Source organism: Chryseobacterium sp. GP-SGM7 (genome assembly GCF_049166575.1).
Taxonomy (GTDB): domain Bacteria; phylum Bacteroidota; class Bacteroidia; order Flavobacteriales; family Weeksellaceae; genus Chryseobacterium.
The window spans coordinates 332,174-357,849 of the sequence record NZ_JBMHFF010000001.1 but is presented as its reverse complement, the minus strand read 5'-3'; the positions used below and the strand labels follow the sequence as shown (position 1 = coordinate 357,849).

General features: G+C 34.6%; 23 protein-coding genes. 5 read left to right on the top strand and 18 right to left on the bottom strand.

From position 1 onward, the window contains the following. Positions 1-40: 40 nt before the first annotated feature. From ACOOWA_RS01700 to ACOOWA_RS01665, 8 genes are all read right to left on the bottom strand, one after another. Positions 41-2,116, bottom strand: coding sequence for a gliding motility-associated C-terminal domain-containing protein (locus tag ACOOWA_RS01700; RefSeq protein WP_421372816.1), 2,076 nt, complete (start codon positions 2,114-2,116; stop codon positions 41-43). 114 nt (positions 2,117-2,230) lie between these two features. After that, entirely contained in the window at positions 2,231-4,315 is a 2,085-nt protein-coding gene (locus tag ACOOWA_RS01695) for a gliding motility-associated C-terminal domain-containing protein (protein WP_421372814.1), read from the bottom strand. Positions 4,316-4,406: 91 nt separating this feature from the next. Further along, complete coding sequence (locus tag ACOOWA_RS01690; protein ID WP_421372813.1) at positions 4,407-5,642, bottom strand: MFS transporter; 1,236 nt, start codon at positions 5,640-5,642, stop codon at positions 4,407-4,409. Positions 5,643-5,735: 93 nt separating this feature from the next. Continuing rightward, a complete protein-coding gene (locus ACOOWA_RS01685) occupies positions 5,736-6,098 on the bottom strand; it encodes a hypothetical protein (protein WP_421372811.1) in 363 nt (120 codons plus the stop codon). A gap of 133 nt (positions 6,099-6,231) precedes the next feature. After that, on the bottom strand, positions 6,232-6,609 hold the full coding sequence (locus ACOOWA_RS01680) for a hypothetical protein (RefSeq protein WP_421372809.1): 378 nt from the start codon (positions 6,607-6,609) through the stop codon (positions 6,232-6,234). Between the two features lie 22 nt (positions 6,610-6,631). Continuing rightward, a complete protein-coding gene (locus tag ACOOWA_RS01675; protein ID WP_421372807.1) occupies positions 6,632-8,131 on the bottom strand; it encodes a GH3 auxin-responsive promoter family protein in 1,500 nt (499 codons plus the stop codon). Positions 8,132-8,255: 124 nt separating this feature from the next. Further along, positions 8,256-8,501 carry a hypothetical protein gene (locus ACOOWA_RS01670; protein ID WP_421372805.1) on the bottom strand — a complete coding sequence of 82 codons (246 nt, stop codon included), beginning with the start codon at positions 8,499-8,501 and terminating at the stop codon, positions 8,256-8,258. 171 nt (positions 8,502-8,672) lie between these two features. Beyond that, complete coding sequence (locus ACOOWA_RS01665; protein WP_421372804.1) at positions 8,673-9,062, bottom strand: hypothetical protein; 390 nt, start codon at positions 9,060-9,062, stop codon at positions 8,673-8,675. A gap of 244 nt (positions 9,063-9,306) precedes the next feature. Here ACOOWA_RS01665 and mfd point away from each other — a divergent pair, with 244 nt between their 5' ends. From mfd to pth, 4 genes are all read left to right on the top strand, one after another. Further along, positions 9,307-12,669 carry a transcription-repair coupling factor gene (gene mfd, locus ACOOWA_RS01660; protein WP_421372803.1) on the top strand — a complete coding sequence of 1,121 codons (3,363 nt, stop codon included), beginning with the start codon at positions 9,307-9,309 and terminating at the stop codon, positions 12,667-12,669. 538 nt (positions 12,670-13,207) lie between these two features. Then, complete coding sequence (locus tag ACOOWA_RS01655; protein WP_421372801.1) at positions 13,208-14,119, top strand: hypothetical protein; 912 nt, start codon at positions 13,208-13,210, stop codon at positions 14,117-14,119. A gap of 99 nt (positions 14,120-14,218) precedes the next feature. Beyond that, complete coding sequence (locus ACOOWA_RS01650) at positions 14,219-15,142, top strand: hypothetical protein (RefSeq protein ID WP_421372799.1); 924 nt, start codon at positions 14,219-14,221, stop codon at positions 15,140-15,142. 91 nt (positions 15,143-15,233) lie between these two features. Further along, positions 15,234-15,797: an aminoacyl-tRNA hydrolase gene (gene pth, locus ACOOWA_RS01645; RefSeq protein ID WP_421372798.1), complete on the top strand. Its 564-nt coding sequence runs from the start codon at positions 15,234-15,236 to the stop codon at positions 15,795-15,797. 52 nt (positions 15,798-15,849) lie between these two features. On the opposite strand, the gene ACOOWA_RS01640 is transcribed toward pth, so the two are convergent. From ACOOWA_RS01640 to ACOOWA_RS01605, 8 genes are all read right to left on the bottom strand, one after another. Continuing rightward, a complete protein-coding gene (locus ACOOWA_RS01640) occupies positions 15,850-16,485 on the bottom strand; it encodes a carbonic anhydrase family protein (protein WP_421372797.1) in 636 nt (211 codons plus the stop codon). Positions 16,486-16,544: 59 nt separating this feature from the next. Then, on the bottom strand, positions 16,545-18,140 hold the full coding sequence (locus tag ACOOWA_RS01635; RefSeq protein WP_421372796.1) for a SulP family inorganic anion transporter: 1,596 nt from the start codon (positions 18,138-18,140) through the stop codon (positions 16,545-16,547). A 130-nt stretch (positions 18,141-18,270) separates the two neighbouring features. Then, a complete protein-coding gene (locus ACOOWA_RS01630; protein ID WP_421372795.1) occupies positions 18,271-18,570 on the bottom strand; it encodes a hypothetical protein in 300 nt (99 codons plus the stop codon). Positions 18,571-18,592: 22 nt separating this feature from the next. Next, on the bottom strand, positions 18,593-19,261 hold the full coding sequence (locus ACOOWA_RS01625) for a carbonic anhydrase (protein WP_421372794.1): 669 nt from the start codon (positions 19,259-19,261) through the stop codon (positions 18,593-18,595). A gap of 158 nt (positions 19,262-19,419) precedes the next feature. Next, positions 19,420-19,977 (bottom strand): serine O-acetyltransferase, encoded by a 558-nt coding sequence (locus ACOOWA_RS01620; RefSeq protein ID WP_421372793.1) that lies wholly within the window; start codon positions 19,975-19,977, stop codon positions 19,420-19,422. A 47-nt stretch (positions 19,978-20,024) separates the two neighbouring features. Then, entirely contained in the window at positions 20,025-21,176 is a 1,152-nt protein-coding gene (locus tag ACOOWA_RS01615; protein WP_421372792.1) for a glycosyltransferase, read from the bottom strand. Positions 21,177-21,196: 20 nt separating this feature from the next. Next, positions 21,197-22,093 carry a glycosyltransferase family A protein gene (locus ACOOWA_RS01610; protein WP_421372790.1) on the bottom strand — a complete coding sequence of 299 codons (897 nt, stop codon included), beginning with the start codon at positions 22,091-22,093 and terminating at the stop codon, positions 21,197-21,199. Then, positions 22,090-23,244 (bottom strand): glycosyltransferase, encoded by a 1,155-nt coding sequence (locus tag ACOOWA_RS01605; protein WP_421372789.1) that lies wholly within the window; start codon positions 23,242-23,244, stop codon positions 22,090-22,092. Before ACOOWA_RS01605 ends, ACOOWA_RS01610 begins: the two co-directional genes overlap by 4 nt. A gap of 89 nt (positions 23,245-23,333) precedes the next feature. On the opposite strand from ACOOWA_RS01605, the gene ACOOWA_RS01600 reads away from it, so the two are divergent. Beyond that, positions 23,334-24,110, top strand: coding sequence for a class I SAM-dependent methyltransferase (locus ACOOWA_RS01600; protein WP_421372788.1), 777 nt, complete (start codon positions 23,334-23,336; stop codon positions 24,108-24,110). A gap of 5 nt (positions 24,111-24,115) precedes the next feature. Here ACOOWA_RS01600 and ACOOWA_RS01595 read toward each other — a convergent pair whose 3' ends face one another. Beyond that, positions 24,116-25,087, bottom strand: coding sequence for a glycosyltransferase (locus ACOOWA_RS01595; protein ID WP_421372787.1), 972 nt, complete (start codon positions 25,085-25,087; stop codon positions 24,116-24,118). A gap of 8 nt (positions 25,088-25,095) precedes the next feature. Beyond that, positions 25,096-25,653: an acyltransferase gene (locus ACOOWA_RS01590; protein ID WP_421372786.1), complete on the bottom strand. Its 558-nt coding sequence runs from the start codon at positions 25,651-25,653 to the stop codon at positions 25,096-25,098. Between the last annotated feature and the right edge of the window lie 23 nt (positions 25,654-25,676).

The window sequence follows — 25,676 nt, the reverse complement described above, 5'->3', positions numbered from 1 at the left end:
CCCATTACTAAGGTGATTTATATGAATTGTAAAAATATGATTATTCTCTATTTTTTACCAATACCCATCCGTCGTATTTTGTTTGTGTATTGTTTTTGTCATCTTCATTCCATGTGATGGTGTACCAATAGGTTCCTGTCTGAATTTTTTTACCGCCTGAAGTTCCGTTCCACTTAAAGTTTCTGATTTTATCAGCCTGATAGATTTTATTACCGTATCTGTTGTATACTGTAAAGACAAGATTCTTTTTATAAGCAAGAGCAGAATAATCTACTTCATCATTTACATTATCTCCGTTTGGAGTGATTGCATTAACAAGATTCGGAACTGTAATTTGAATCTGAACAGGATTACAGTCATAAGAATCTTTTAAGAAAATCTTATTTTCACCTCTTGGTAAACCTGTAAATACATTTGAGTCTTGCCAGTTGATTCCGTTTAAAGAATATTGGTAAGGAGCAGTTCCGCCTGATGCATTTACTGTTACTGTATTGTTGGTAATGTCGATACTTGCAATTACAGGTTGTAGTGTAGGATAAACATGCACTTGCTGTAAAGTGAAACATTTTCCTGTTTTCAGTTTTACCCAATAAGCACCTACTCCTACATTTGTTATTACTTGTGTAGTTGCACCGGTATTCCATTCATATCCGTCGAATCCTGGTCCTGCATCTAAAGTTGTTTTATCTTCTACACAAATTGTTTTGTCTTTCAGAACAGTTGATTTTACAGGAGGTAGAACTTTTAAATTAATTTTTGTAATCGCATAACATCCGTTTGCATCTGTAACTCTTACATAAACATCCGTATTAGCCGTAATGTAATTGGTTGCCGGAATAATTTCATTTGTTCCTGCTAAAGCATTTGCTTGTGATGTAAAAAACCTTTTAGTAACTGGAGATTGACTTGTTACAGTAGCTTGTGTAAGATCAAAAGAAGCTGTTGTGGTTGCTCCTTCGATAAAACAAGATTCTAAAGATGCTTCGTTTACTACTACGACAGGAAAGTATGCTAAAGTAATTGTAGAGTCATCAGTACAACCTTCCGTAGAAGTTACTTTTACATATATCGTTTTAGGAACTGATGAAACATATGCTGTAGGATCCATTATCTGATTAGTTCCTGCATTCATATCCGCTAATGAAGGATAATATTTTTTGATTGCAGTTACATCGTCAAAAACATTTGCTGTGGTAAGGTTAAAAGTTCCTGTTCCCTGATTATTGTTATTACACGCATAGATTGTGGCATCTTTGGCGATAATGTTTCCTTGTTTAAATTTAAACTTGCCGGATTGAAAACATCCGTTGGCTGGGTTAGTCGGGTTAGCAGGGTCTAAATATTTTATTCTGTAATAATAAACCGTTGTGCCATCTACAGTTGCTGTTGTTAATGGGTTAGCTCCTGTTATTGCATCATTATTGGCATCATGGTATGTTACAGTGAAATTTGGATTACCATTTAAGATGCCGGTTGTCAAAGTTGTAAAATTAAATTGTGTAGGAAGATTACATTTTAAAATTTCATTAGGAAGAGCAGGATTTGTTGCATTAGGTACACCTGGAGTAATGAATGGATTTGGTGCTAATGCTGGATTGTTGAAAGCAGACGTTAATGTTGATGTACCTCCCCATGTAAGAGAAAATCCTAAACCGCTTGAGGGAATATAGTTGTCAATAAGAACATAATAAACTTCTCCTGCAATTACAGGAAGCGGTGGACCCCACTGACTTCCGGTTTGAGTGGAACTTAGTCCTGTAGGACCACTGGTTCCTGAATAATTACAACGAATGGCATCCCCAAAATCCCAAGTGGTACAATCAATATTTGGCCCATAAACTGCAAAGTCATAGTCATAATGAGTAACGCCAGGAACAGTATCGGGGTTTATTGTAAATTCAATAGTTCCGGAAGTAGCAGCCGTAAATACATACCAAACCGAATTATTTTCCAAGCCTAGGCAACTTCCCGAGGTTTGTTCAATCACACTTCCGTTAGTATCAGAATTATAAGATATATCAGAGTTACCACAGATTGGTATTGCGCTGATACAGTCTGATTGAGAATAATATAGTTGTGAAGTTATTAAAATAAAAAAAAATAGCAGTTTTCTCATTTCTAAATGATTTTGAATACAAATTTAACAAAAATTAATCAAATCAACTTTATAATTATGTAAAATCAAAAAAAGTCGCTTGCAAGCGACTTTTTTTGATTTCATAAAGAGTATTTATTCTCTATTTTTCAATAATACCCAACCGGAGAATTTGATTGAAGTATTTTGTTTATTATTTTCATTCCATGTTACAGAGTACCAGTAGTTGCCTGTCGGAGCATTTTTGGTTCCATTGGTAGTACCGTTCCATTTGTAGCCATTCGTTTTATCGGCCTGATAAATCTTAGAACCATATCTGTCAAAAATGCTAAGGACTAAGTTTTGTTTGCCTGATAATGCTGAATAATCAATAACGTCATTTACGCCATCTCCATTTGGAGTAATCACATTTGTAAGATTTGGTACCAGTACATTCACTTGAATCGGGGTACAGTTATAGCTGTCTTTTACATAAACAGTATGCTCTCCTCTGGAAATATTTGAAAAAATATTCGAATCTTGCCAGTTTACATTATCAATTGAATATCTGTACGGCGGAACACCTCCGGTAACATTTACTGTAATTGTATTATTTGATATTTCAATATCACTCACAACGGGTGATTCTGAACCATAGACTTTTACAGATTGCTTCGAAATACAGTCTCCTGTTTTTAATTTTACCCAATATGTTCCCACTCCGACATTTGAGATCGTTTGTGTAGTTGCACCAGTGCTCCATTCGTATGAAGTAAATCCGGCTCCTGCATCTAAAGTAGTTTTGTTTTCGACACAGATAATTTTATCAACTAAAACTGATGAATAAACCGGGGCAATAACTACAAGATTTACTTTTGCAACTTTATAACAGCCGTTGTCATTCGTTACTCTTACATAAATGACACCATTTGGTGCAGTATAGGCAGAGGCGTTAGACGCAGATATCTGATTGGTTTGATTTACTGCATCAGTCATCGACGGATAATATGTTTTTGTATGTCCGCTTTGAGTGTTTACATTAGCTGTTGTTAGATTGAATAATCCCGTAGAAGGATTTGTTTCAATAAAGCAAGATCTTAAAGTAGCTTCTGTAACCACAATATCTGCATAAAATCTTAATTTAATCTCTGCAACATCAGTACATCCGAATTGTGAAGTTACCAACACAAAAACAGAACCTGCAGCAGAAACATATTGATAAGGATTGGTAATCTCACCTGTGCCATTATTTAGATCGGTCATAGATGGATAATATTTTCTCACAGCAGTAGGATCATTAAATACGTTTGCCGTGGTTAAATTATACAATGCAGTCCCCGCATTATTATTGTTACATTCTGTTAAAGTGGCGTCAGTTGCAGTAATGCCTCTCTGAACAAATTTGAATGTCCCCGGAAGCCTGCACTTACTTATCGCTCCTCCCGGAGATGCGGGATCAACATAGGTAATTACATAATAATATGTATCGGTTGTATTTACAGTAATAGGTGTTAAAATCGGACTATTTCCACTAATTGCATCATTTGAATTTTTATAGTACGAAACAACGAAATTCGGATTACCGTTTATAATTCCTGTCGATAAACTTGAGAAATCAAATACAGGTGGAGTGGTACAAACCGTTATCTCGTTTGGCGCAGTTGGTGTGGCAGCTGGGCTTCCTGGTGGAATAAACGGGTTGGGCTGAAATGCTGCATTAAAAGGTGAAACTAATGTTGCAGTACCGCCCCAGCTTAGCACAAATCCGTTTGCAGATTGTGAAAAGTTGTCAACAACTAAATAATACGTTTGTCCGGCAACAACATCCATGTAAGAACAAAATGGAGAACCTGCTCCGTTAGATGTTGTATTTGTATTGGTGAAATTCAGTCCTGTAAGACCAGGAGTTCCAGAATAGTTACATCTAATCGGACTTCCTAAGGCACTACAAGATACATTGGGTCCATATACTGCCCAGTCATAATCATTAGATAGTGCATTGGGTGCAATAGTAAACGTTAAAGTACCCGAAGTAGCGATGGCAAATGTATACCATATAGAGTAATGCTCATCAGAAACCATACAGCCACCCAAGTCTTCTTGAATATTTCCAGAACCAGTTGGGGTAAAAGAGATTGGGGTGTTCCCGCAGACTTGAACCGTTCCTCCACAATCGGAACTCGATTGTGCAAAAATCATTTGAGAAATGATTGTTAAAAAAATGAGTAGAGTTTTTTTCATTTTTGAAAAATTATTTAATACAAATATAAAAAAATTATTAATCTTATATTAAAGTTTTTATTGTATATCATTGCATAACGGTAGAATGTATTTAATATTGCATTTTCCTCAATTTAGGGTTTGTGCTTCCTACAAGTAATGCGATCAGAACAGTCATGCTTCCTCCGAAAACTACTGATCGTACAACTCCTAAAAGTTTAGCCGCCAAACCGCTTTCAAATTGTCCCATTTCATTACTCGACATGATGAAAATAGAGTTCACACTTAAAACTCTTCCCCGAATATGATCCGGAGTTTTCAACTGAACAATTGTTCCCCGAATTACCACAGAAATTCCATCCAGCATTCCGCTTAAAACTAAGAACATAAAAGAAAGCCAGTAATAATGAGATAAGCCGAAACCGATTATACATAATCCAAATCCTGCAACAACAGTCAATAAGATTTTGCCTTGATTTTTTCTTAAAGGAATTAACGATAACGTTGTTATGATAATCATTGAGCCAATATCTGAAGCAGCATTTAGCAATCCGAAACCTTCGGCTCCCGATTTCAGAATATCTGTTGCAAAAACAGGAATCAAAGCAACCGCACCTCCAAAAAGTACTGCAAACATATCTAAACAGAGCGCACCTAAAATTTCTTTAGTTTTAAAAATATAGGCAATTCCTTCACGCATACTTTCCATTACTTTGATTTCGTCTTTTTTATGCTCAGAAAACTGCTTTTTTAATTGCCAGAAAAATAAAGAAGCAATCAATAAAAGTGAAATAATCACCAATAAAGTCCATTTAACACCAAAAAATCCGATTAAAAATCCGCCAACAGCATGACCGCAAACAGAAGAAATCAAAAAAGCGGCCTGGTTTAAAGTAATTGCACTCGGAAGATTTACTTTCTCTACAATTTTAGGAATCATCGACGGAATAATAGGTCCTATAAAAGCTCTCGCAATTCCGGTAAAGAAAATAACGCCGTAAATAAAGTAAGTGATTTCATGTCCTGTAAAGTGTAGTTCCACATCAAAAAACGCAGGAATCATTAATAAACTGATGAGAAAAACATACGCATAATTACAGATCAAAAGAAGTCTTTTCTTTTCATTCATGTCAATTACGTGACCGGCGTACAAAGCGCAACTTACCGCCGGAATTACCTCAGAAAGCCCGATAAGCCCGATTGAAAAAGGGTCTTTTGTTAATTGATACACCCACCATCCCAATAAAGTAGCGAGCATTCTGAATGCTAAAACAATAAAAAATCTTCCTGTAAGAAGATTTCTGAATTCAACATTTTGTAATGTTTTGAGCGGTAATAATGAAATCATGCACAAAAATAGCCTTAAATATTCATTTAAGGCTATCAGTATTTTCAAATTTCAAATGATAAATAAAATATCTTTTGAAAGATATTGTCTATTTTAGTCGGCTCTCAAAGAGCTGATTACAATCGCAGCAGCACCTGCAGCACCGATTAACACTGCACCTCCTACAACTCTTGCCTGTGATCTGTCTTTTACAGAGGCAATATTAGATTTAGGAATAATAACTTCTGTACTGTCTTTTTTTCCCTTTGTGCCAATAATGTTATCACCATCAACGTTACGGAACAAAATAGTTTGTTTCTTAGAACCGTCTCTTGGTGTTACAACGTAGATTTTTCCGGCGTCAAGGTTAGAATAATTATTTTGTGCAATATCTTCGCTGTACTTTGTCGTTGCACAAGATGAAATTACAAATAAAGACGTAAATAATGATGATTTTAAAAGTACAGATGCTTTCATTACAATTTTTTAGTTTTCCAAATTTATAATTTTTTTTGAATATATGTTTTCATTAAAAAAGAAATATCATATTTTTTGTAAGATTAAATCTGAAAATGAAGAAATTTTATATTTAAAAGATAATTTAGAGCGATTAATTTAAACCACTTCCATAGGCAGCGGCAACATCAGACAAATCTTTTGTCGCCTTTGTCATCCCAACAACTAATATGGTAAAAGCAGCAATTCCTCCGGCTGCTGCAACGACAGCAACCGCAGTTCTATCCTTTCTTATTTCAGAGATATTGGTTTTTGCAACTGCAATTCTCTCATTTTTTCTAGTTCCAATAATACTGTCTTTAGAAATGGAACTGATCGTTATTGGGATTTTGCTTCCGTCAGTTTGATGAAAAGTGTATTTATTTCCTGCCTTTATATTTTTATAATGGTCAGGATTTTTTGTTGCACTGTATTGCAGCGAACTACAAGAAGTTATGGAAATGATTACTAAAAGAGACAATAATTTTTTCATAATAGTAATTTTTGGTGGTGTATTATTTTTTATAAATTTTCAATACATCTGCAATTTTTCTGTCGTTTGCCAATCTTGGGATTTTATTTTGACCGCCCAGTTTCCCTTCAGATTTTGCATATTCCTGAAAAGCATTCTTCTGAAGCTTAGAAATATGAAGTTTCTGCAGAATATTTCCAGAAATTAAATCATCATAATACGTATTACGTTTTCTGAGCTGATCATCGAGTTCATTTTTAAATAAATCTAAATTTTCAGGCTCTTTTTCAAACTCAATAAACCATTCGTGATAAGGCAGGCCATCTTCCGGATTCACTTCCGGAGCCAAATGAAACTCCGTAATCTGGGCCGGAAATTTTTCTACAGTAGTTTTTATGGCTTCTTCTACTTCAAAAGCAATTACGTGTTCACCAAAAGCCGATGTAAAATGCTTTGTTCTTCCACTTACCAGAATTCTGTACGGATTTTTATCTATAAATCTCACAACATCACCAATGGAATACGCCCATAAACCTGAATTGGTCGTCAAAATCAGAGCATAATCTTTATGAAGTTCAATATCTTTTAAAGTTAATCTTGGCGCATCAGGTTTTCCATATTGTTCCAAAGGAATAAATTCATAGAAAATTCCGTGATTGGTTAAAAGTAACAAACCTTCTTTTGTATAATCGTCCTGAAATGCAAAAAAACCTTCCGAAGCCGGAAATGTCTGTACAATATCTACGTTTCCGCCCAAAAGTTCTTCCATTTTATCGCGGTATGGTTCGTAATTTACACCGCCTGTAACGATCAGCTGGAGATTTGGGAAAAGCTGTTTTATTTTTTTACCGTTTTTTTCAATCAGCTTTTCAAAATACATGATTAACCATGGCGGAATTCCCGAAATCAATGTCATGTTTTCCTTTTCGGTTTCTTCAACGATTTTATCGACTTTGGCTTCCCAGTCTTCCATCATATTGGTTTCCCAGCTTGGCAAGCGGTTTTTCTGAAGATAATTTGGAATGTGATGGGCCACAATTCCTGAAAGTCTGCCGGTTTGAATGCCAAAAACTTCCTCCAATTCAGGGCTTCCCTGCAGGAAAATCATTTTTCCGCCGACAAAATCGGCATTATTTTTCTTCGCAATATAATGGAAAAGCGCACTCTGGGCTCCTTTCACCTGAAAAGGCATTCCTTCTTTAGAAATCGGGATGTATTTTGAGCCGGAAGTCGTTCCCGAAGTTTTAGCGAAATATTCCGGGGTTTCAATCCATAAAATATCTCGTTGTCCGCGTTTTACTTTTTCGATGTAAGGTTTTAAATCTTCATAATCTGCAACAGGAACTTTTTCCTGGAAATCTTTTACAGATTTAATGGTTTCAAAATGATGTGTTCTTCCAAAAAGAGTTTTTTGCGCAGTTTCAACAAGAGATAGCAAAAGTTTCTCTTGGTTCTTTATCCCATTTTTCTTGAATTCTTCTGCTTTTTGAACATGTTTTTTTGCCCAAACCAACGCTGCATTTTTCTTTAGAAAGTTTAACATGGTTCAAATTTATAAATAAGTAGAGAATCCACGGAAATAATTTAATGTTTTAAAACAAAAAAACCGATGTTCTAGGCATCGGTTTATTGAAAATTTGATTATGAATGACAGTGATATGTCTTTTTTATTTATTGACTTTGTACCTTTTATCCGGAGTTCCGTCTTTTTTTAGCTTCTGGTTTTCCTTATACCTTTTGTCCGGAGTTCCGTCTTTTTTAAGTTTTTGTGCAGGTTTCGCAGCGGTAGGTTCTGCGGCTTTTACTGGTTTTACAGTTTTAGTAGTGGTGGTTTTAGTTGCTGGAGCAACTTGTTGAGCAGATGCAAATCCTAATCCTAAAACGATGGACATTGCCGTAAGAAATTTTTTCATTTGTCTGATTTTTAGTAGAGTAAATGTAAGAGAAAAATGGGTTATAAATTTATTTTTATCCAATCTTAACTAAATTTTATCACTTCTTAAATTGAAATTAATTTCAGCCAAATAAAAAGTCCGCCTCCAAAATCTGGAAACGGACAAACTTATGAATGAATAGTCATTAAATTATCTGGTACAGTTGGCTCTCCATGTTTTGCCATCCACTGTATAAATCATTTTCAATTCGTTGTTGTCAATTCTTACATATACTAATGCATTAGAATTTACCATAACTAAAGTGTTATCACCTTGTTTTTGAAATTCAAGACCGTTCAGATCAGGGATTCCGTCTGAAAATCTGAAGTTATACTTAGTTCCACTTGCGATTTTCGTTACAAAAACTTCTCCGTTATCTGTAGAGATATTTTTGTCGCTGTCTGTGTAAGAAATACTCCCTTTATAAGTTCCGGCAAAGAAATCATTGTCTGCAGGATCGTCATCGCTTCTGCACGACGAAAGTGAGAAAGCAGTGAACAGAAGTACAAAAACTCCTAAAATTTTGAATACATTTTTCATAATATTTTTTTTATTGGTTTATGGCTTTTGACTTTTCAAACACTGTGCCTTAAATCCAAACTGAGAATTATTTTAACTTTTTTTAAGCTTTTTTGTTTGAAAATTAAGAAATACGATGTTTTGGGTTAAAATTTGATTTGTAAGTGGAACTATACAGAAATGAAAATTACCGTATCTTTGACTTCTGTAAACGGTTTCGGGTAAGTCTCGAAATCGCTTTTGTCGTTTTATATCTACATTATTTATGCAGCTAAAAAATATCAATGAAAAGTTTCTTCCTGATTTGCTTAAAAAAGAATTTGGAAAAGAAATTTTCGCACAAATAGAGACTCAATCGCATCTCTCGGTAAGAGGAATTGCGGGTTCTTCAGCTTCGGTTTTTGCTGCCGAGCTTTTTCTCACCCATAAAAAAACTTTGCTTTTTCTTACAGATGAAAAAGAAGATGCATTGTATATTAACAGTGAAATGGAAGATCTGCTCGGAAAAGACAATGTGCTCTATTTCCCGGCAACGCATCTGGAACCTTATCAGGTTGAAAAAACTCAGAATGCCAATCTGGTTTTACGAACTGAGGTTTTAAACAAGATAAATTCAGGAAAATCACCAAAAGTTATCGTGGCTTACATCGGAGCTTTGTCTGAAAAAGTTCTTAAAAAAGAAGATTTCAAAGCAATTTCTCACAACATCAATACAGGAGATCAGCTTGATTTCGATTTTGTGGATGAATTGCTGAATCACTATCAGTTTAATCAGACCGATTTCGTTTCCGAGCCGGGAGAATTTTCTGTTCGTGGCGGAATTGTTGATGTTTTTTCTTATTCCAACGAAAAACCTTATCGTATTACTTTCTTTGGTAATGAAGTGGAGAATATTAAAACCTTTGACATCGAAACTCAGCTTTCTGTCGATAAAGTAGACGGATTTCAGCTGGTTTCCAATATGAATTTTTCGGTTTCCGGAAAAAAAGTTTCTTTTCTTGAAATATTACCAACAGATAGTTTTATCATTTCTAAAAACGGAATTGTCGGTTTGCAGAAGCTGAGAAGTTTTTATGAGAAATCTTTAGAAAAATATGATGGTTTAAGCAAAGATATTTCACACAGAACTCCGCAGGAACTATTTATTTCTGATGAAGAATTTCTTTTTGACTATAAAAAATTCAAAACCATTGATTTTAGCAGTGTTGGAATTGAAAATGTAAAATCTGTTGAGGTTAAATTAAATCAGACTGCCCAACCTTCTTTTCATAAAAATTTCCAGTTGCTGATGGAAGATTTGCAGGAAAAAAAAGATGAAGGTTTCGAAATCTGGATTTCATTTGCAACAGACAAACAAAAAGACAGACTCGAATCTATTTTTGAAGAATTGGGACAGCAGATTGCTTTTAAAAGTTTTAAATCTGAATTGCATGAAGGTTTTGTAGATCCAGACCATAAAATTCTGGTGTACACAGATCATCAGATTTTCGACCGTTACCAAAGATATAAAGCCAAAAATGCTTTTGCAAAATCGGAACAGTTAACGCTGAAAGATTTAATGTCTTTAAAAGTAGGAGATTTTATCGCCCATATCGATCACGGAATCGGAAAATTCATGGGATTGGTAAAGGTAAACAACGACGGCAAAATCCAGGAATGTTTTAAACTGACGTATAAAAATGGTGATTTATTGTATGTAAGCATTCATTCACTTCATAAAATTTCAAAATACAACGGACCGGACGGAAAAGAAATCGTTCTGAGCAAACTTGGCTCTCCAGCCTGGAAATCTTTAAAACAGAAAACGAAAGCGAGAGTCAAACAGATTGCTTTTGATTTGATTAAACTTTATGCAGAAAGAAAAACCGCAAAAGGATTCCAGTATTCACCCGATTCTTATCTTCAAAATGAGTTGGAAGCAAGTTTTACCTATGAAGATACTCCGGATCAGGAAAAAGCCACATTTGATGTGAAAAAAGACATGGAAGATGAAGGGGTGATGGATCGCTTGATTTGTGGTGACGTTGGTTTCGGGAAAACGGAAGTTGCCATTCGAGCTGCTTTTAAAGCTGCAACAGACGGAAAACAGACGGCAATATTGGTCCCAACAACGATTCTTGCGTTTCAGCATTACAGAAGTTTTAAAGAAAGATTAAAAGATTTTCCGGTAAATATTTCTTATTTAAACCGTTTCAGAACGGCAAAACAAAAATCTGAAACTTTAAAAGGTTTGGAAGACGGAAAAATTGATATTGTGATCGGAACGCATCAATTGGCTTCAGATAAAGTGAAATTTAAAAATATTGGATTATTAATTATTGATGAAGAGCATAAGTTTGGAGTTTCGGTAAAAGATAAACTTAAAACAATGAAAACCAATGTCGATACATTGACATTGACGGCAACACCGATTCCGAGAACATTACAGTTTTCTTTAATGGCAGCTCGGGATTTATCGGTGATAAAAACGCCGCCGCCAAACAGACAACCCGTTGATACAAGTATTATTGGTTTCAGTGAAGAAATTATCCGTGATGCGGTTTCTTACGAGTTGCAGCGCGACGGACAGGTTTATTTCATCAATAACCGAATTGAAAATCTGAAAGATATTGCAGGGTTAATTCAAAGATTGGTTCCTGATGCAAAAGTAATCACTGCGCACGGACAAATGGAAGGGAAGCAGATGGAGCAGAATGTTCTTGACTTTATGGATGGAAAATACGACGTTTTGGTTGCCACCACGATTATTGAAAGTGGAGTAGACGTTCCGAATGCGAATACGATTTTCATTAATGATGCACAGCGTTTCGGAATGGCAGATCTTCATCAGATGAGAGGAAGAGTAGGACGAAGCAACCGGAAAGCATTCTGTTATCTGATTACACCGCCATTTGATATGATGACTTCTGATGCAAGAAAAAGACTGGAAGCGATTGAGCAGTTTTCAGATCTGGGAAGTGGTTTCCAGATTGCCATGAAAGATCTGGAAATCCGTGGAGCCGGAGATTTGCTCGGAGCTGAGCAAAGTGGTTTTATCAACGAAATGGGTTTTGAGACCTATCAGAAAATGATGCAGGAAGCTCTTGAAGAATTAAAAGATGATGAAAATTTTGAAGATATCTTTGAAAATGAAGAAGACCGGAATAAGCTTTTCAAATCTGTGAAAGAAGTCAATATCGATACCGATCTGGAATTGATGCTTCCCGATTCTTACGTTTCAAGCACTGAAGAAAGATTGTTGCTGTACCAAAAATTAGCTGAAATTGATAACGAGAAAGATTTAATAAAATTTGAAGATGAATTGAAAGACCGTTTCGGAACTTTACCGCATGAAGTGATCAATTTATTGAAAAGCGTTGCTTTAAAATGGCTTGCTGCAGATATTGGTTTTGAAAAAATTGTAATGAAAAACGGGATTTTCTTAGGATATTTTCCGGGTAATCCGCAGGATAAGTTTTATCAGACCGATAAATTCAGACATATTATTTCTTATTTAACTCAAAATCCTGCGCAGGCTCAATTGAAAGAAAAAGCAGGGAAAGATGGTAATAATCTGATGATGCGAAAAGATAAAGTGAAAAATGTAGATGAGGTAAATGTTTTGCTGAAGTCTGTTTTGGGAATTTAATTGAATCAAAAATATAATTGAATATCCGCGTTTAATTATAAATATAAAATCAACCTCATTTTATCATTCCACAGAAATCTAAACATATTGAAAATAAAGAAGTTTAGATTCCTGCGGAATGACAAACAAACCCTTAAAAATTAAGTTATTATAATTTACAGGCATCAGTAAAAAATATTATAAAATACCTGTTGTGCATTTATGGGAAAATATTAAACAAACTGAAAATCAAAAACTTGTATTTCTTTGATAAGCGAAGCACCCTTGTTTTACTTTATTTCAGCATAGTTTTTGAGTTTTTTGTTTAACCTTGCGTTTATTTTATCGCAAAGGAAAACAAAGAATTTAAATCAAAAAGTTTTTTTAAAGGTAAACAAAGGCTTTTCACTTACTGAAGTAAAACAAATTTATAAATGCACAATAGGTTATAAAATATCTAAAACTTTAGGCTTTGGGGTATTTTTTTTATTAAAATTTTAATATATACCCAATTACGTTGAAAATAAATTATATTTGTGAAATTAAAAAACCCAAAGTTATGATTAAAAATTATTTTCTTACAGGAGTGGCTATCTTACTTCTCAGCTTTATGTTTTCTTGCGACAATACAACAGCAGATCCTATTAATAATACCGTAAATAATAATAACAATCCCGGAAGTGGAGGAGGAAGTACACCTTCAATCACAGGACCACGAATTTTACATAAAATAAATGTGAATAATGTGACGAACCAAGAATTTGTAACCACAGGAAACGTTCTTGAAAAAGCGATTTTCAAGGAGGCGAGCGGTCCTACTTCATTCTTAGTAGGAACAGTTACCTATACTTCGGGAAAAATTACAAGAGTAAAGTTTGCGCAGGAAGTTAATGGTGCTCCGGCAAATACGTTATCTTATGACTTTAATATTACTTATGATTCAGGAGGAAAAATCAATTACACAACTTGTCAGACAATGATGGGAACAATGCCAAACTTCAACAGCGAATATACATACACATATGACGGTTCAGGCAAGATGACAAAAATTGTTGAGAAAAAGAAATCAGGAAGTACTTATACACATTTCACCAATTATAATCTGACAAATATAGGAGATAATATAACGAAAATGGTTACTGAAACAGGGATGACGAATTCGGCTGGTGTTCCGGATTTGTCTGCTACTGTTTTAACGACAACATATGATTACACTATTTACGATAATAAAATTAATCCATATACAACATTGCCAAAAACTTTTTTTGTGATGTGGAGTTTATTTCACCCTATCAATTTCCCTTCATTATCTGCTAATAATCTTCAGAGTTTTAATATAGCATTTCCATCTCCTGCTCCGGGTGTGGCTGGTCAGGTAATTCCTGGTACTTATACTTATCTGTACGATACTCAAAACTATCCGGTTTCAGATCAGACGCAAAGTCAAAAGTATCTTTATAAAGCGTTATAAAGATATTTCATTATTAGTTTTGCTAGAATATGAATAATTATATGATTTTTATACAAAAAAAAATTATATTTGTGGAAAATTAAATAATCCCGTTAGATTATGAAAAGACTTTTCTATTTTGTTGTGCTAATTGCAGGTCTATCTTCTATACATTCTTGTAAAGATTTGACTGATGAGGAAGGAAATCCACTTTTGGATTTGAATCAAAATACCGGTTTAATTGGGCCAAGAGCTTTATCCAGAGAAGTGACAGATGTGGGAACTATTGCAGAATACGAATACAATGGGCTGCTTCTTTCAAGAGTTAAAACCCCGAAAAATTCTGTAACTAACGTAGAATGGAGCGGTGATAAAATAAGTAAAATTACATTTAACGGATTTTTAGATTCCGATGGCGATGGTGTTTTAGATACAGACAGTACTTCTTATACGCAACAATATACTTACGGAAATTTAAGCAGACTGACTTTGATTTCCGAAAACAGAACGGTATACAGAAGAGCAGCACCTGTTCCTCCGGCTACTGTTGGTGTATATGCGGTTTTAGCTAAAACAAAAGCGCTTCACACTCTTACCTACAGTGCAACTACGGGTAAAATGGTAACAATTGATTCTAACTGGGGTGCAGACATTCCTAATTTTGTTTACACAGATTATTCTAAAGCTACTTACAGCTATTCAGGAGATAATGTTTCAGGAGTTTTGAAAAATATAGGAACTTTTACAGGAAGCGTAGTTAATCCTCCAACTGAAAAGTATGGCTTCGATTTTACAAATTACGATTCTAATATTAATGGCTACACATTATTGCCATTCGCGTATAAAGTTTCGGTGCTTATATCAACGGAAGTAAATGATGACAGAGCATTGATTTTGTCTCCAAATAATCCTAAAAGAATGTCTATCACAGATTTAGTTCCGCCAATTCCGGTTTCTGTTCCTTTTGCAACGGATTACAGGTATGATGCGCAAACATATGTAACACAGGGCTTTAAAGTAAATTACTTTTACAAACCATTATAAAGAATAAAAATTCTTTAAGAATATTTAAAACTCAATCCTTTTCGGGTTGAGTTTTTTCTTTCAGAACTCTTAATTTTGCAAAAAATTTCTCATGAAATATTTAATTGTCGGTCTTGGTAACAAAGGCGCAGAATACGAAAATACACGTCACAATATAGGTTTTAAAGTTGCAGATAAAATTGCAGAAACTTTAGAAGCATCATTCAATACCACTAATTTCGGCTGGATGGCAGAAGGAAAGTACAAAGGAAGAAAAGTATTGGTTCTAAAACCCGATACCTACATGAATCTTTCAGGCAATGCCGTGAAATACTGGATGCAGAAGGAAAATATTCCTTTGGAAAATGTGATGATCGTTACGGATGATCTTGCATTGCCCTTCGGAACTTTAAGAATGAAAATGAAAGGCTCGGATGCGGGTCACAACGGTCTGAAAAATATTCAGGAAGTTTTGCAGACCCAAAATTATGCAAGGCTTCGTTTTGGGATTTCAGCTGAATTTTCAGAAGGAAGACAGGTTGACTATGTTTTAGGAACCTGGAACGAAGAAGAAAGTGAGAAACTTCCCGAGAGAATAGAAAAATTTACAAAAGCCTGCTTGTCTTTTGTCTTTGCAGGAATCGGTAATACAATGTCTGCTTTTAACGGAAAATAAAAATAGGGGCGGAACAAATTCCGCCCCTATTTATTTATAAAGATAAGCTAGATTACAACCAAGTTACAACGCCGGTTTCAACGTCATAATTAGCTCCAACGATTTTAATTTTATCTTCTTCTTCAAGTCTCTTCAGAGTAGAGCTTTGCTTACGGATATCGTCAATCGCATTTTTTACATTGTGCTGATTTAATCTTTCTAAAAGATCTGCATTTCCCGAAGAACGGTCTTCACCTTCATTAATAATTGTATTGATAATAGGATTAAAATGATCAATTAGATGATTCAGATTATCCATTCCCATTCCTTCGATTTTAGCTGCATCCAGACCGCCTTTTAAAGCGCCACATTTTGTGTGACCAAGAACAACAACCAGTTTAGAACCCGCTACATTACAGCCAAATTCCATAGAACCTAAAATATCCTGATTTACAAAATTTCCTGCAATTCTGATACTGAAAACATCTCCCAATCCCTGATCAAAGATTAATTCTGCAGAAGTACGGCTGTCAATACAGCTTAAAACCACCGCAAATGGCCACTGTCCTTCACGGGTTGCATTTACCTGTTCCAAAAGATCTCTGTTTGCCTTTAAGTTTCCTACAAATCTTTGGTTTCCTTCCTTTAAAAACTGTAATGCTTTTTCTGGTGTAATTGTAGACTGAGTTTCTGATGTATGTGCTTTCATATAAATGTATTTATTTTTTGAATTATTATTTAAACTAAAGTTATAAAATTTATTTGAGCTTACATGGCTCGTTTATGGGTAATGATGATATGAGAATCTTCATCGGATTCGTAGTCTCTGTACGAAGTTTTGAAACCTAAAAGCTCCACATGAATGTCTTCTTCCTTCGCTCTAATGTTGGCAAAATCCTGAATCATCTCCAGTACATCTGTTGCGATATAAGATGTTCCTCTCGCATCAATTGTTACCGTAGAATTTGATTTAATGTTTTTCAATGTCTTTTTTATTGCCGCTTTATTCAGGAAAGATACTTCCTCTGCCAATTTTATCGTAATTCCGTCTGCATCGCTCAGTTTTTCACGGCTTAGATAATAAGCACGTTTCATATTTCCCTGTAAAATATAGAAAACCGAAATTGCCAAACCAATTCCTACTCCTTTCAATAAATCGGTTGCCACAACAGCAATCACCGTTGCCACAAATGGGATAAACTGAAACTTTCCCAAATGCCAGAAATGCTTAAATGTTGCAGGTTTTGCCAATTTATAGCCTACCAGAAGTAAAACTGCAGCCAGTGTTGCAAATGGAATTAAATTTAAAATGACAGGGATCGACAACACGCAAATCAATAACAAAAACCCGTGAATTATTGTCGATATTTTTGATGTTGCTCCGGAATTTGCATTTGCTGAACTTCTTACCACAACCGAAGTCATTGGAAGTCCGCCGATAAACGAACTGATAAGATTTCCGATTCCCTGAGCTTTCAATTCCAGATTGGTGTCTGTAATTCTTCTCTGAACATCCAGACGATCCGAAGCCTCAATACAAAGCAATGTTTCTATAGAGGCAACGGTAGCAATAGTAGCTCCGGTAAGCCACACTTTCCAGCTTAGAAAACCTGAAAAATCGGGAAGTGTAACATAATTACTAAAATCATCAAGAGTTTTAGGAACGGGTAATGAAACCAAATGTTCGCTACCTATTGCCAAAGAACTTCCGGATAATTTGAATAATTCATTCAGTAAAATTCCCACAACAACAGCCACTAACGCTCCTGGAAGCATTTTCATCCTTTTTAAGGCAGGAATATGATCCCAGGCTAAAAGCACAGCAATGGAAACAGCAGTTATAATAACTGCTCCCGGATGTATGGCTCCTAAAAGTTCTGAAAAGTAATTAAAATTTAATCCGTTATCAAAAATAGATTCGTGACCTTCATAATCTTTATCAAAACCTACCGCATGAGGAATTTGTTTTAAAATAATGATAATTCCTATGGCAGCAAGCATTCCCTCAATCACATTATTTGGAAAATAATTTGAAATACTTCCGGCTCTCGCGAAGCCTAATATCAACTGGAAAATACCGGCAATAATACCGGCGCAAAGAAACAGCTCGAAAGCCCCAAGATCTGTAATTGCCGTTAAAACAATAGCAGTAAGACCTGCAGCCGGACCCGAAACCGAAATGTTTGAATTACTGATTGTGCCAATTACCAAGCCTCCCACAATACCTGCAATGACGCCGGATAATGGTGGTGCACCAGATGCTAAAGCAATCCCTAAACATAAAGGAAGTGCAACTAAAAATACAACGAGGCCTGAAGGAAAATTCTCCTTAATTCCTCCAAATAACGAATTTGTTTTTTTCATGACAGCGAAAAATACTTAGTGTGGCCGATTGATTTTTATGAAAATCTTCGGTAATAAAAATTGGAAATTAATTTAAAAAAGACATTTATTCTACATCAAATCTGACAAGAATATTGTTAATGTATATAAATTAAGCTTCCGGAGGAGGAGAAAATATGGTAAGAAATGGCGAAAGATGAAAAGAATCATCAATCAGCACAAAAGATCTGTGCTCGAGATCAGGCTCGAAAAACTTCAGAAAATCATGTACGTTTAGAGTCTTTGGTAGAGTCTTTTCATAAACCGTAAATGATGAATAATGAGAGTGTGTTTCTTCTTCGTTCAGAATAACATTAGTTCTCTGTAATTTCCACCCGCAAATTGCAGCAATGCTCGGCAAAGCTGTAAAGTTGATGATAAACAGTAATGTAATGATACTCCAGATTTTCATTTACTCAAATTTTAAAGAAAGATTATTTGGTCTTTCTGCTCATAACCCAGTCTGAACTTGTAAGATTGTAGATTTTTTGGATGTCTTTCAGTATTTCTTCAAAATCAATCTCAAGATCTATAATTTTACCTGTTCTAAGGTCAAAAACCCAGCCGTGAACAATAGGATATTCTTCTAAAATATATCGTTCCTGCACACAGGCCATTTTAATTACGTTAATACATTGCTCCTGAACATTGAGTTCTACAAGTCTGTCATAACGTTTGCTCTCACCATCGATAGAATCTAGTTCTGCCTGATGTAATCTGTAAACATCACGAATATTTCTCAGCCAAGGATTTAAAAGCCCTAAATCCTGAGACGTCATCGCTGCTTTTACACCGCCGCAATTATAATGTCCGCAGACTATAATGTGTTTTACCTTCAGATGCTCTACTGCGTATTGTATCACCGCAGTGGAACTCATATCTAACGTATTAACCACATTGGCAATATTTCTGTGAACAAAAACTTCACCCGGTTTGGCTCCCATCAGTTCTTCTGCTGTTGCTCTGCTGTCTGAACATCCTATATAAAGATACTCAGGATTTTGAGTTTTGGCAAGATCTTCAAAGAAATGCGGATTATCTGCAACCTTAGACTCTACCCATTTTCTGTTGTTTTCGAAAATAATTTCGTACGAATTCTTCATCAATTAAAATTTTATAGATTATAATTATTTACTTTCGCTTAAATTATTTTCAAATTCAATAGACTGAATCAATAATTATACAAAAATATTAATTTTGTTGAATTATTCATCATTTTTAACAAAGTTTAATAAAGATAAAGATATGATAAAATTCAGCATTATATTGTATTGTTTATATATCCGTCTGTGGCATTTTCATTAGGATAAATTTTTGCAGGATTTCCTGTAACTACAGAATTATCAGGAACATCAGAATTTACATAAGCATTGGGAGCTATGAGAACATTATTTCCGATGTTTATATTTCCTACAATGACGGCATTCGGGCCAATCCAGACGCTGTTTCCTATTACGGGATAACCTTCATTTTTACCTCTGTTTTGTTGCCCGATGGTAACTCCCTGAGCAATATTACAGTTTTTACCGATTTTAGTTTTTGGATTAATTACCAGACTTCCCCAATGTCCGAGATAGAAACCTTCCCCAATTTGAGTTTCAGGATAAATCTGAAAACCGTATTTAATCTGAAAATGTCTCAAAACCATTCGCCAATAAATACCTAGAATTGGAGTTTTATTGTATTTCTGGGTTTTTCTTAAAATATAAATAAAATGAAGATTGGGATTTAGACATTTCGTCAAAATCTGTAATGTTGAAAGCCATTTTCCGCTTTCACGGTAAAAATCTTTCTGTATAGTAGAGTACTGATCTGCCATGGAACAAATGTAGAAAAATATGAATCAGTTTTAAAATTAAAATTAATTTACAAGTCGTTAAGAACAGATACAATTTTCTGCACCGAATTTTCAAGATTGAAAGGCATTTCGTAATCCTTCAGTTTCTCGGAGTATCTTTCAAAATCCTGAGGCTGTAACAATGCTTTTTTCATCCCGGAATAAATGCCTTCTTCAGAGTTATCTATCATTAAGCCCAGTTCTCCGTTGTTGAGCATTTCCCTCACTCCGGAAACTTCAGTGGCAATAATTTTCTTTTTTAAAGTAATCGCTTCAAATAAAACTGTCGGAAAACCTTCATATCTCGAGCTTAAAATATAAAAATCAGCATTTTTAATATAGGGATAAGGATTGTCTGTAAAACCGATCATTGTAGCGGTTTCATTAACGCGGAGATCATTTTTTAGCTTTTTTATATTTTCAAAATCATACCCGTCTCCCACGATCAGAATTTTATGTTTAAAACCTTCATCCAAAAGTTTTTTATGTACTTTCAGAAGCCTGTCGAAGCCTTTTTGCGGAAAAACGGTTCCTACAGAAATGAATGTTGGGACTTTTTGATCAAATTCATAATTTATAACTGGTTTTTCAGCATTAATTAATATTTCTTCCGTGTCTAAAGGGTTGTAGATCTTTACTATTTTTTGTTTTTCAGTTTCGTTTTGAGCTAAATTGTGAAATAGCGTTTCGATTTTTTCGGAAATCACCATGATTTTATCAAAACCGAAGAATTTTTTTATCTCAGTTTCTGTATAATCTTTTATCTGCGAAAGATCATTATGAATCCAGACTATTTTTTTTGAAGATTGAAGCGGAGAATTTAAAATTTCGTCCCGCATTCCATGGATGGCTGCAAACTCAATATCGTATTTTTTACCTTTTAATTTTCCATTGTAAAGAAGATTGGGAAATTTATTAAGAGCTTTCTGATAGATTACTCTCGCCGCTTTTTTCGGAATATCCTGTAGTCTGTTGGTGGTAATCATTTCCCCTTTATTGAGATGAATTACAGTAATCCACTCCGGAATTTGATCTAAATATTTCCCTGAAAATAAATTTAAAAGTAAATCAATCTCATAGTGATCTTCCGGAATATTTTTCAGAAAAGTTGCCAATACTTTTTCTGCTCCGCCGTGACGAAGCGAACCAATACGAATGAGAATTTTCTTTTTTTCTGGCATCTGAAATTTTTGGTTGTTCTTTAAATAAATCCTGAAACAGGATAGAGCAAGGTAGCAAGAATTTTAACTGGGAAAGAATCTAATTCAGAAATTGTTGTTTTAAAAGTTCGATGATCAGTTTTTGCGAATTTCAGATATCCTCCTATATTTCTGATGAGTGGTTGCGGATTGGTCCATAATTTTGAACTGTACGTATTCAAAAAAGCTTTATAGTTTTCTGCTAATCCGAATGCATTTTTATCATCATAAAATTGGTTGGCAAGAGACTGCTCGTCATCTTTATTCCGGAAATATATTCTTGTTACCTTATTAATGCAGTAGTGATATCCCAATTTGTCAAATTGAAACTGAAAAACTCCTTCCGGAATAAAGCCTTTCCCGGAAAGCCCTTCAAGATTGAGTTTCATTTTTTTGTAAATCTCTGTCTTGCCCATTCCCCATTTATCTCCTTTAATTTTGTACTTGTATCTCATATCGAAGATTGTGCATATGAGAGGTGTATGTGGAAAACGGTCACCTACAATATTTCCAAACTGATCTTCACAAATTGTAGAAACAAAAACAATGTTTTGCTGATCTGAAATATTTTTCCATGTGTTTACTAAAATTTCCATGGAGTCCTTTGGCAAAGCATCATCAGAATCTAACGGTGAAAAATACTGCCCTTCCGCAAGATCAATTCCGCGAAAAAAAGTTAGAAATTTATGCTGGTTTTGCTGATAATAGTAGCGAATTTTAAAACCTGCCTTCAGCCTGAATTCTTCAATAAGTTCTTTCGTTGAATCTGTAGAGCCATCATCGATTACAAGCCATTCAAAATCTTTAAAGGTTTGATTCTGTAAAGATTCAAAAACTCTCGGCAACGTATGAGCGCGATTGAATGTAGGCGTAAGTATTGTAACTAATGGTTTCTTCATCCTTTCAGCTGATATTGTTGTTGAAAAACGGAGCTTACCTCACGATAAATTTTTTCGTTATCAAACTTTTCTACAGATTTCTCCAGATTTTTCTTTAGTTTTTCTGAAACATCGGGATGGGTAAGAAATAATCTCATGCCGTTATAAATATCGTCTTCATTGGGTTCTACAAGATAACCGTCGAAGTTATGCTCAATCATTTCAGGAATTCCGCCTACATTTGTACTTACAATCGGGATATTTAAACCCATAACTTCACCTATCGTGAGAGGATAAGATTCAGACTCTGAAGGAAGTACAAAATAATCTGAGCTTTTGATGTACGGATAAGGATTAATCTGACTGTCGAGCAACAAAAACGAACTTTCAACGCCGAGATTTTTTGCCTGATTTTTCAAATTTTCCATTTCGCCGCCGCCGCCAATTACTGCAACGGTATGTTTTAAGCCTTCATCCAACAGTTTTTTATGGACTTTCATTAAAGTATGATAGTTTTTGCGGCTGTGTAATCTTCCCATTGATGAAAATACAGGATGGCTGTCATAATTTACAGGAAATTCTGAAGCTTTTTTTCGTACTTCATTCATCTTAATTGCATTGTAGATTACAGAGCTTTTAGGAAATGTTACCTGGTAAAGATCGGTAATTACCTCTTTGGTCTGCTGCGATCCAAAGATTACCCAGTCGAATTTTTTAAGATTATTAATTCTATGTAAAACTCTTTTCTTATCAGGATCGTAGCTTACATCAGTATGAAACCATGCGATTTTTCTTGATTGTAAAGGGCTGGACAATATATTATCAAATTCTGCATAAGTAGGGGCAATTTCGAGATCAAAATCTTTTTTGATGATATTTTTATACAGGAATTTCGGAAATTTTCTGAAAAACAGCAGGATGAGACTTCTTTTAATAAGCTGAAAAGTTCTGAGAAACTTATTTTCACTCATATCTTCTCTGCCTTTCTGCAAAGTAATAAACTCAATATCCTGGGGAATTTTTTTCCGGAGCTCTCCCTGATTTAGAGTGAGAAAAAAAGTAATATCAAATAAATCTCTTGGAAGATTTTCCAGAAGATCTAAAATAACCCTTTCAACCCCTCCCATTTCCATGGATCGGTGTCGGAACAACACTTTTATTTTTTGAGGCATTTGTATTTTAAAAAAAATTAATCCTTAAAAAGACAAATATAAGATTGTTTGTCTAATTCTTTTGTATTTTTGTCGCGTAAAACAAATGTATGAGTAAAATCTCTGAAATCACCACTACTTTTTTTGCCTATTTGAAGCGTCCTGATCTTTATCCCGAATTAAGACGCAAAATCTGGAAAAACATTTTTAACCGTTCTTCAGGATTACGCGGAAAAGAGGAAGCGGAACTCTGGTGTAAAAATCTCGCAGTTTCTGAAAAGGATTTTATTCAGAATATTTTAAAAATTGATTTTGTGCCGTTTGAAAATATTTTCGGTAAAGAATATAATGATGCTTTGTCAGCTCAGGAAAAAGCACCGATAAAAATGGGCGGAGCAGGATCTCTCAGCGTAATTTATTATATTAACGAATATGCAAAAGCACAAAATTCTATCGAGACCGGAGTAGCGTATGGCTGGTCTTCTTTTGCTGCTTTGGCCTCTTTGGTTAAAAGAAACGGAACGCTCTACAGTTCTGATATGCCTTATATTTTACAGAACCAGAGTGAAGATTTCGTAGGTTGTGTAATTCCCCAACAATATAAAAGAAATTGGAAACTCTTCCGGTTTGCAGATAAGGAATCTCTTCCCAGAATTTTTGAAAAACAAGATTCTTTTGATGTTGTGCATTATGACAGCGACAAAACGTATGACGGAAGAATGTGGGCGTACAGAATTCTTTGGGATAAGCTTAAGAAAGGAGGAGTTTTTATGAGTGATGATGTAGGAGACAATGCAGCATTTAAAGATTATTGCGAGCAAAATAACCGTAAGGTGCACATTATAGAGTTTGATGGTAAATACGCAGGAGTTATTATAAAAGAATAAATGCGTTAAGATTTATAATTTGAAAATCTACAGAAGGTTAAAAAATTAGATTCGCCGAAATGCAATAAAAGTTGTTGTCTGAAATAGTAATTATCATTGCCGTATAATTTTTTATAGATGTTCATTAATTTTACGAATCCCGTAAAATCATAGTATTTTTTTGATACTTGTATTGCTTCTATGATTAGTTCTTTCGATGGATCTTGGTAGATGTTTAAAAAACGATTGGGATCAAAAGATTCGTATGAATCTTTTCCTTTTTTTAAACGTTCTTTAAAAAAGACTTTTGCCTGATTGATGAACAGATTTTTTATCACTTTATCCTGCTTTCTGGACATGGAATCTTCCAAAACTCTGTATTGAAGTAAACTTTGTTCCAGATTGGCCATCTTTAAAGAATCTGTTATTATTCTCAGATAAAAATCATAATCTTCGCAATAGCGCATTTTTTCACGATAAAAATTTTGGTAAAAATCTTTTCTGAACATAATGACAGGATGGTATAAAGAGATTTTTTTCGGCATCAGGCTTCTAAGTTCTTCATTGTGAAGAGGAGCCTGCATTTTACCCAAATCGTTACCATCTTTTCCTATTTTGGTTAAGGCGGCACCAACAATAAATATATCCGGGTTAGATTCCAAAAAATCGTATTGCAATTGAAACCTGTCCTTTCTGGAAATATCATCATGATCAATTCTTGCAATATATTTCCCGTTTGCTTTGTTACAGCCAAAATTCAGATTTCTTATAAAGCCTTCAATTCCTATATTTTTCTCGCTTTGAAAAATTTTCAATCTTTTGTCATTGAATGCAAAATCATTTAAAACTTTCCACGTGTGATCAGTAGAACAGTCATCAATAATTATAAACTCAAAATCAGTAAATGTTTGGTTCAGAATCGCCTGGATGCTTTCATATAAAAAATCTCCGCCATTATATACGGACATTACCACAGAAATTTTTGGGTCAAAATTCATATTCAGAATTAATAAGATGAATGATTTTGTTTATTGATGATAATAGAATTGGCAGGCACATCCTTATGTATCACACATCCTGCACCGAGAATAACATTATCGCCAATCGTTACATCTTTTAAAATAGTCACATTGGCTCCAGTCCAGACATTGTCTCCCAATTTTATTTTTCCGATGTTGAAATCTGTTTTTGAAACCGAGAAAGGTTTTTTTGTATATTGATGGTTGTGATCAAAAATTTTCATTCCTTCTCCTAAAATACAGTTTTTTCCAATTTCAATTTCTCCTAGACAAGAGATTGTTGCTCTTGTAATATAGGTTTCTTCCCCAATAATGAGCTTGGCATTTTGTTTTACGGTAATGAAATTTGACTGATTGATGAATACATTCTTTCCAAAGTGAAATTCAGCATTTGCAGAAATATCCAGAAAGTTATCAGAGCCAAGTCTGAAAGAAGAATCTACAATGCTTTTACCGGTAAAAAAAAGATCCCGATTTTTTGCATTAATGCAACTGTTTTTGAATTGGCTTAATTTAATGAAACATAGACCTAAAAGCTTTTTCATCTGACAATGTTTTATTCAAAAGT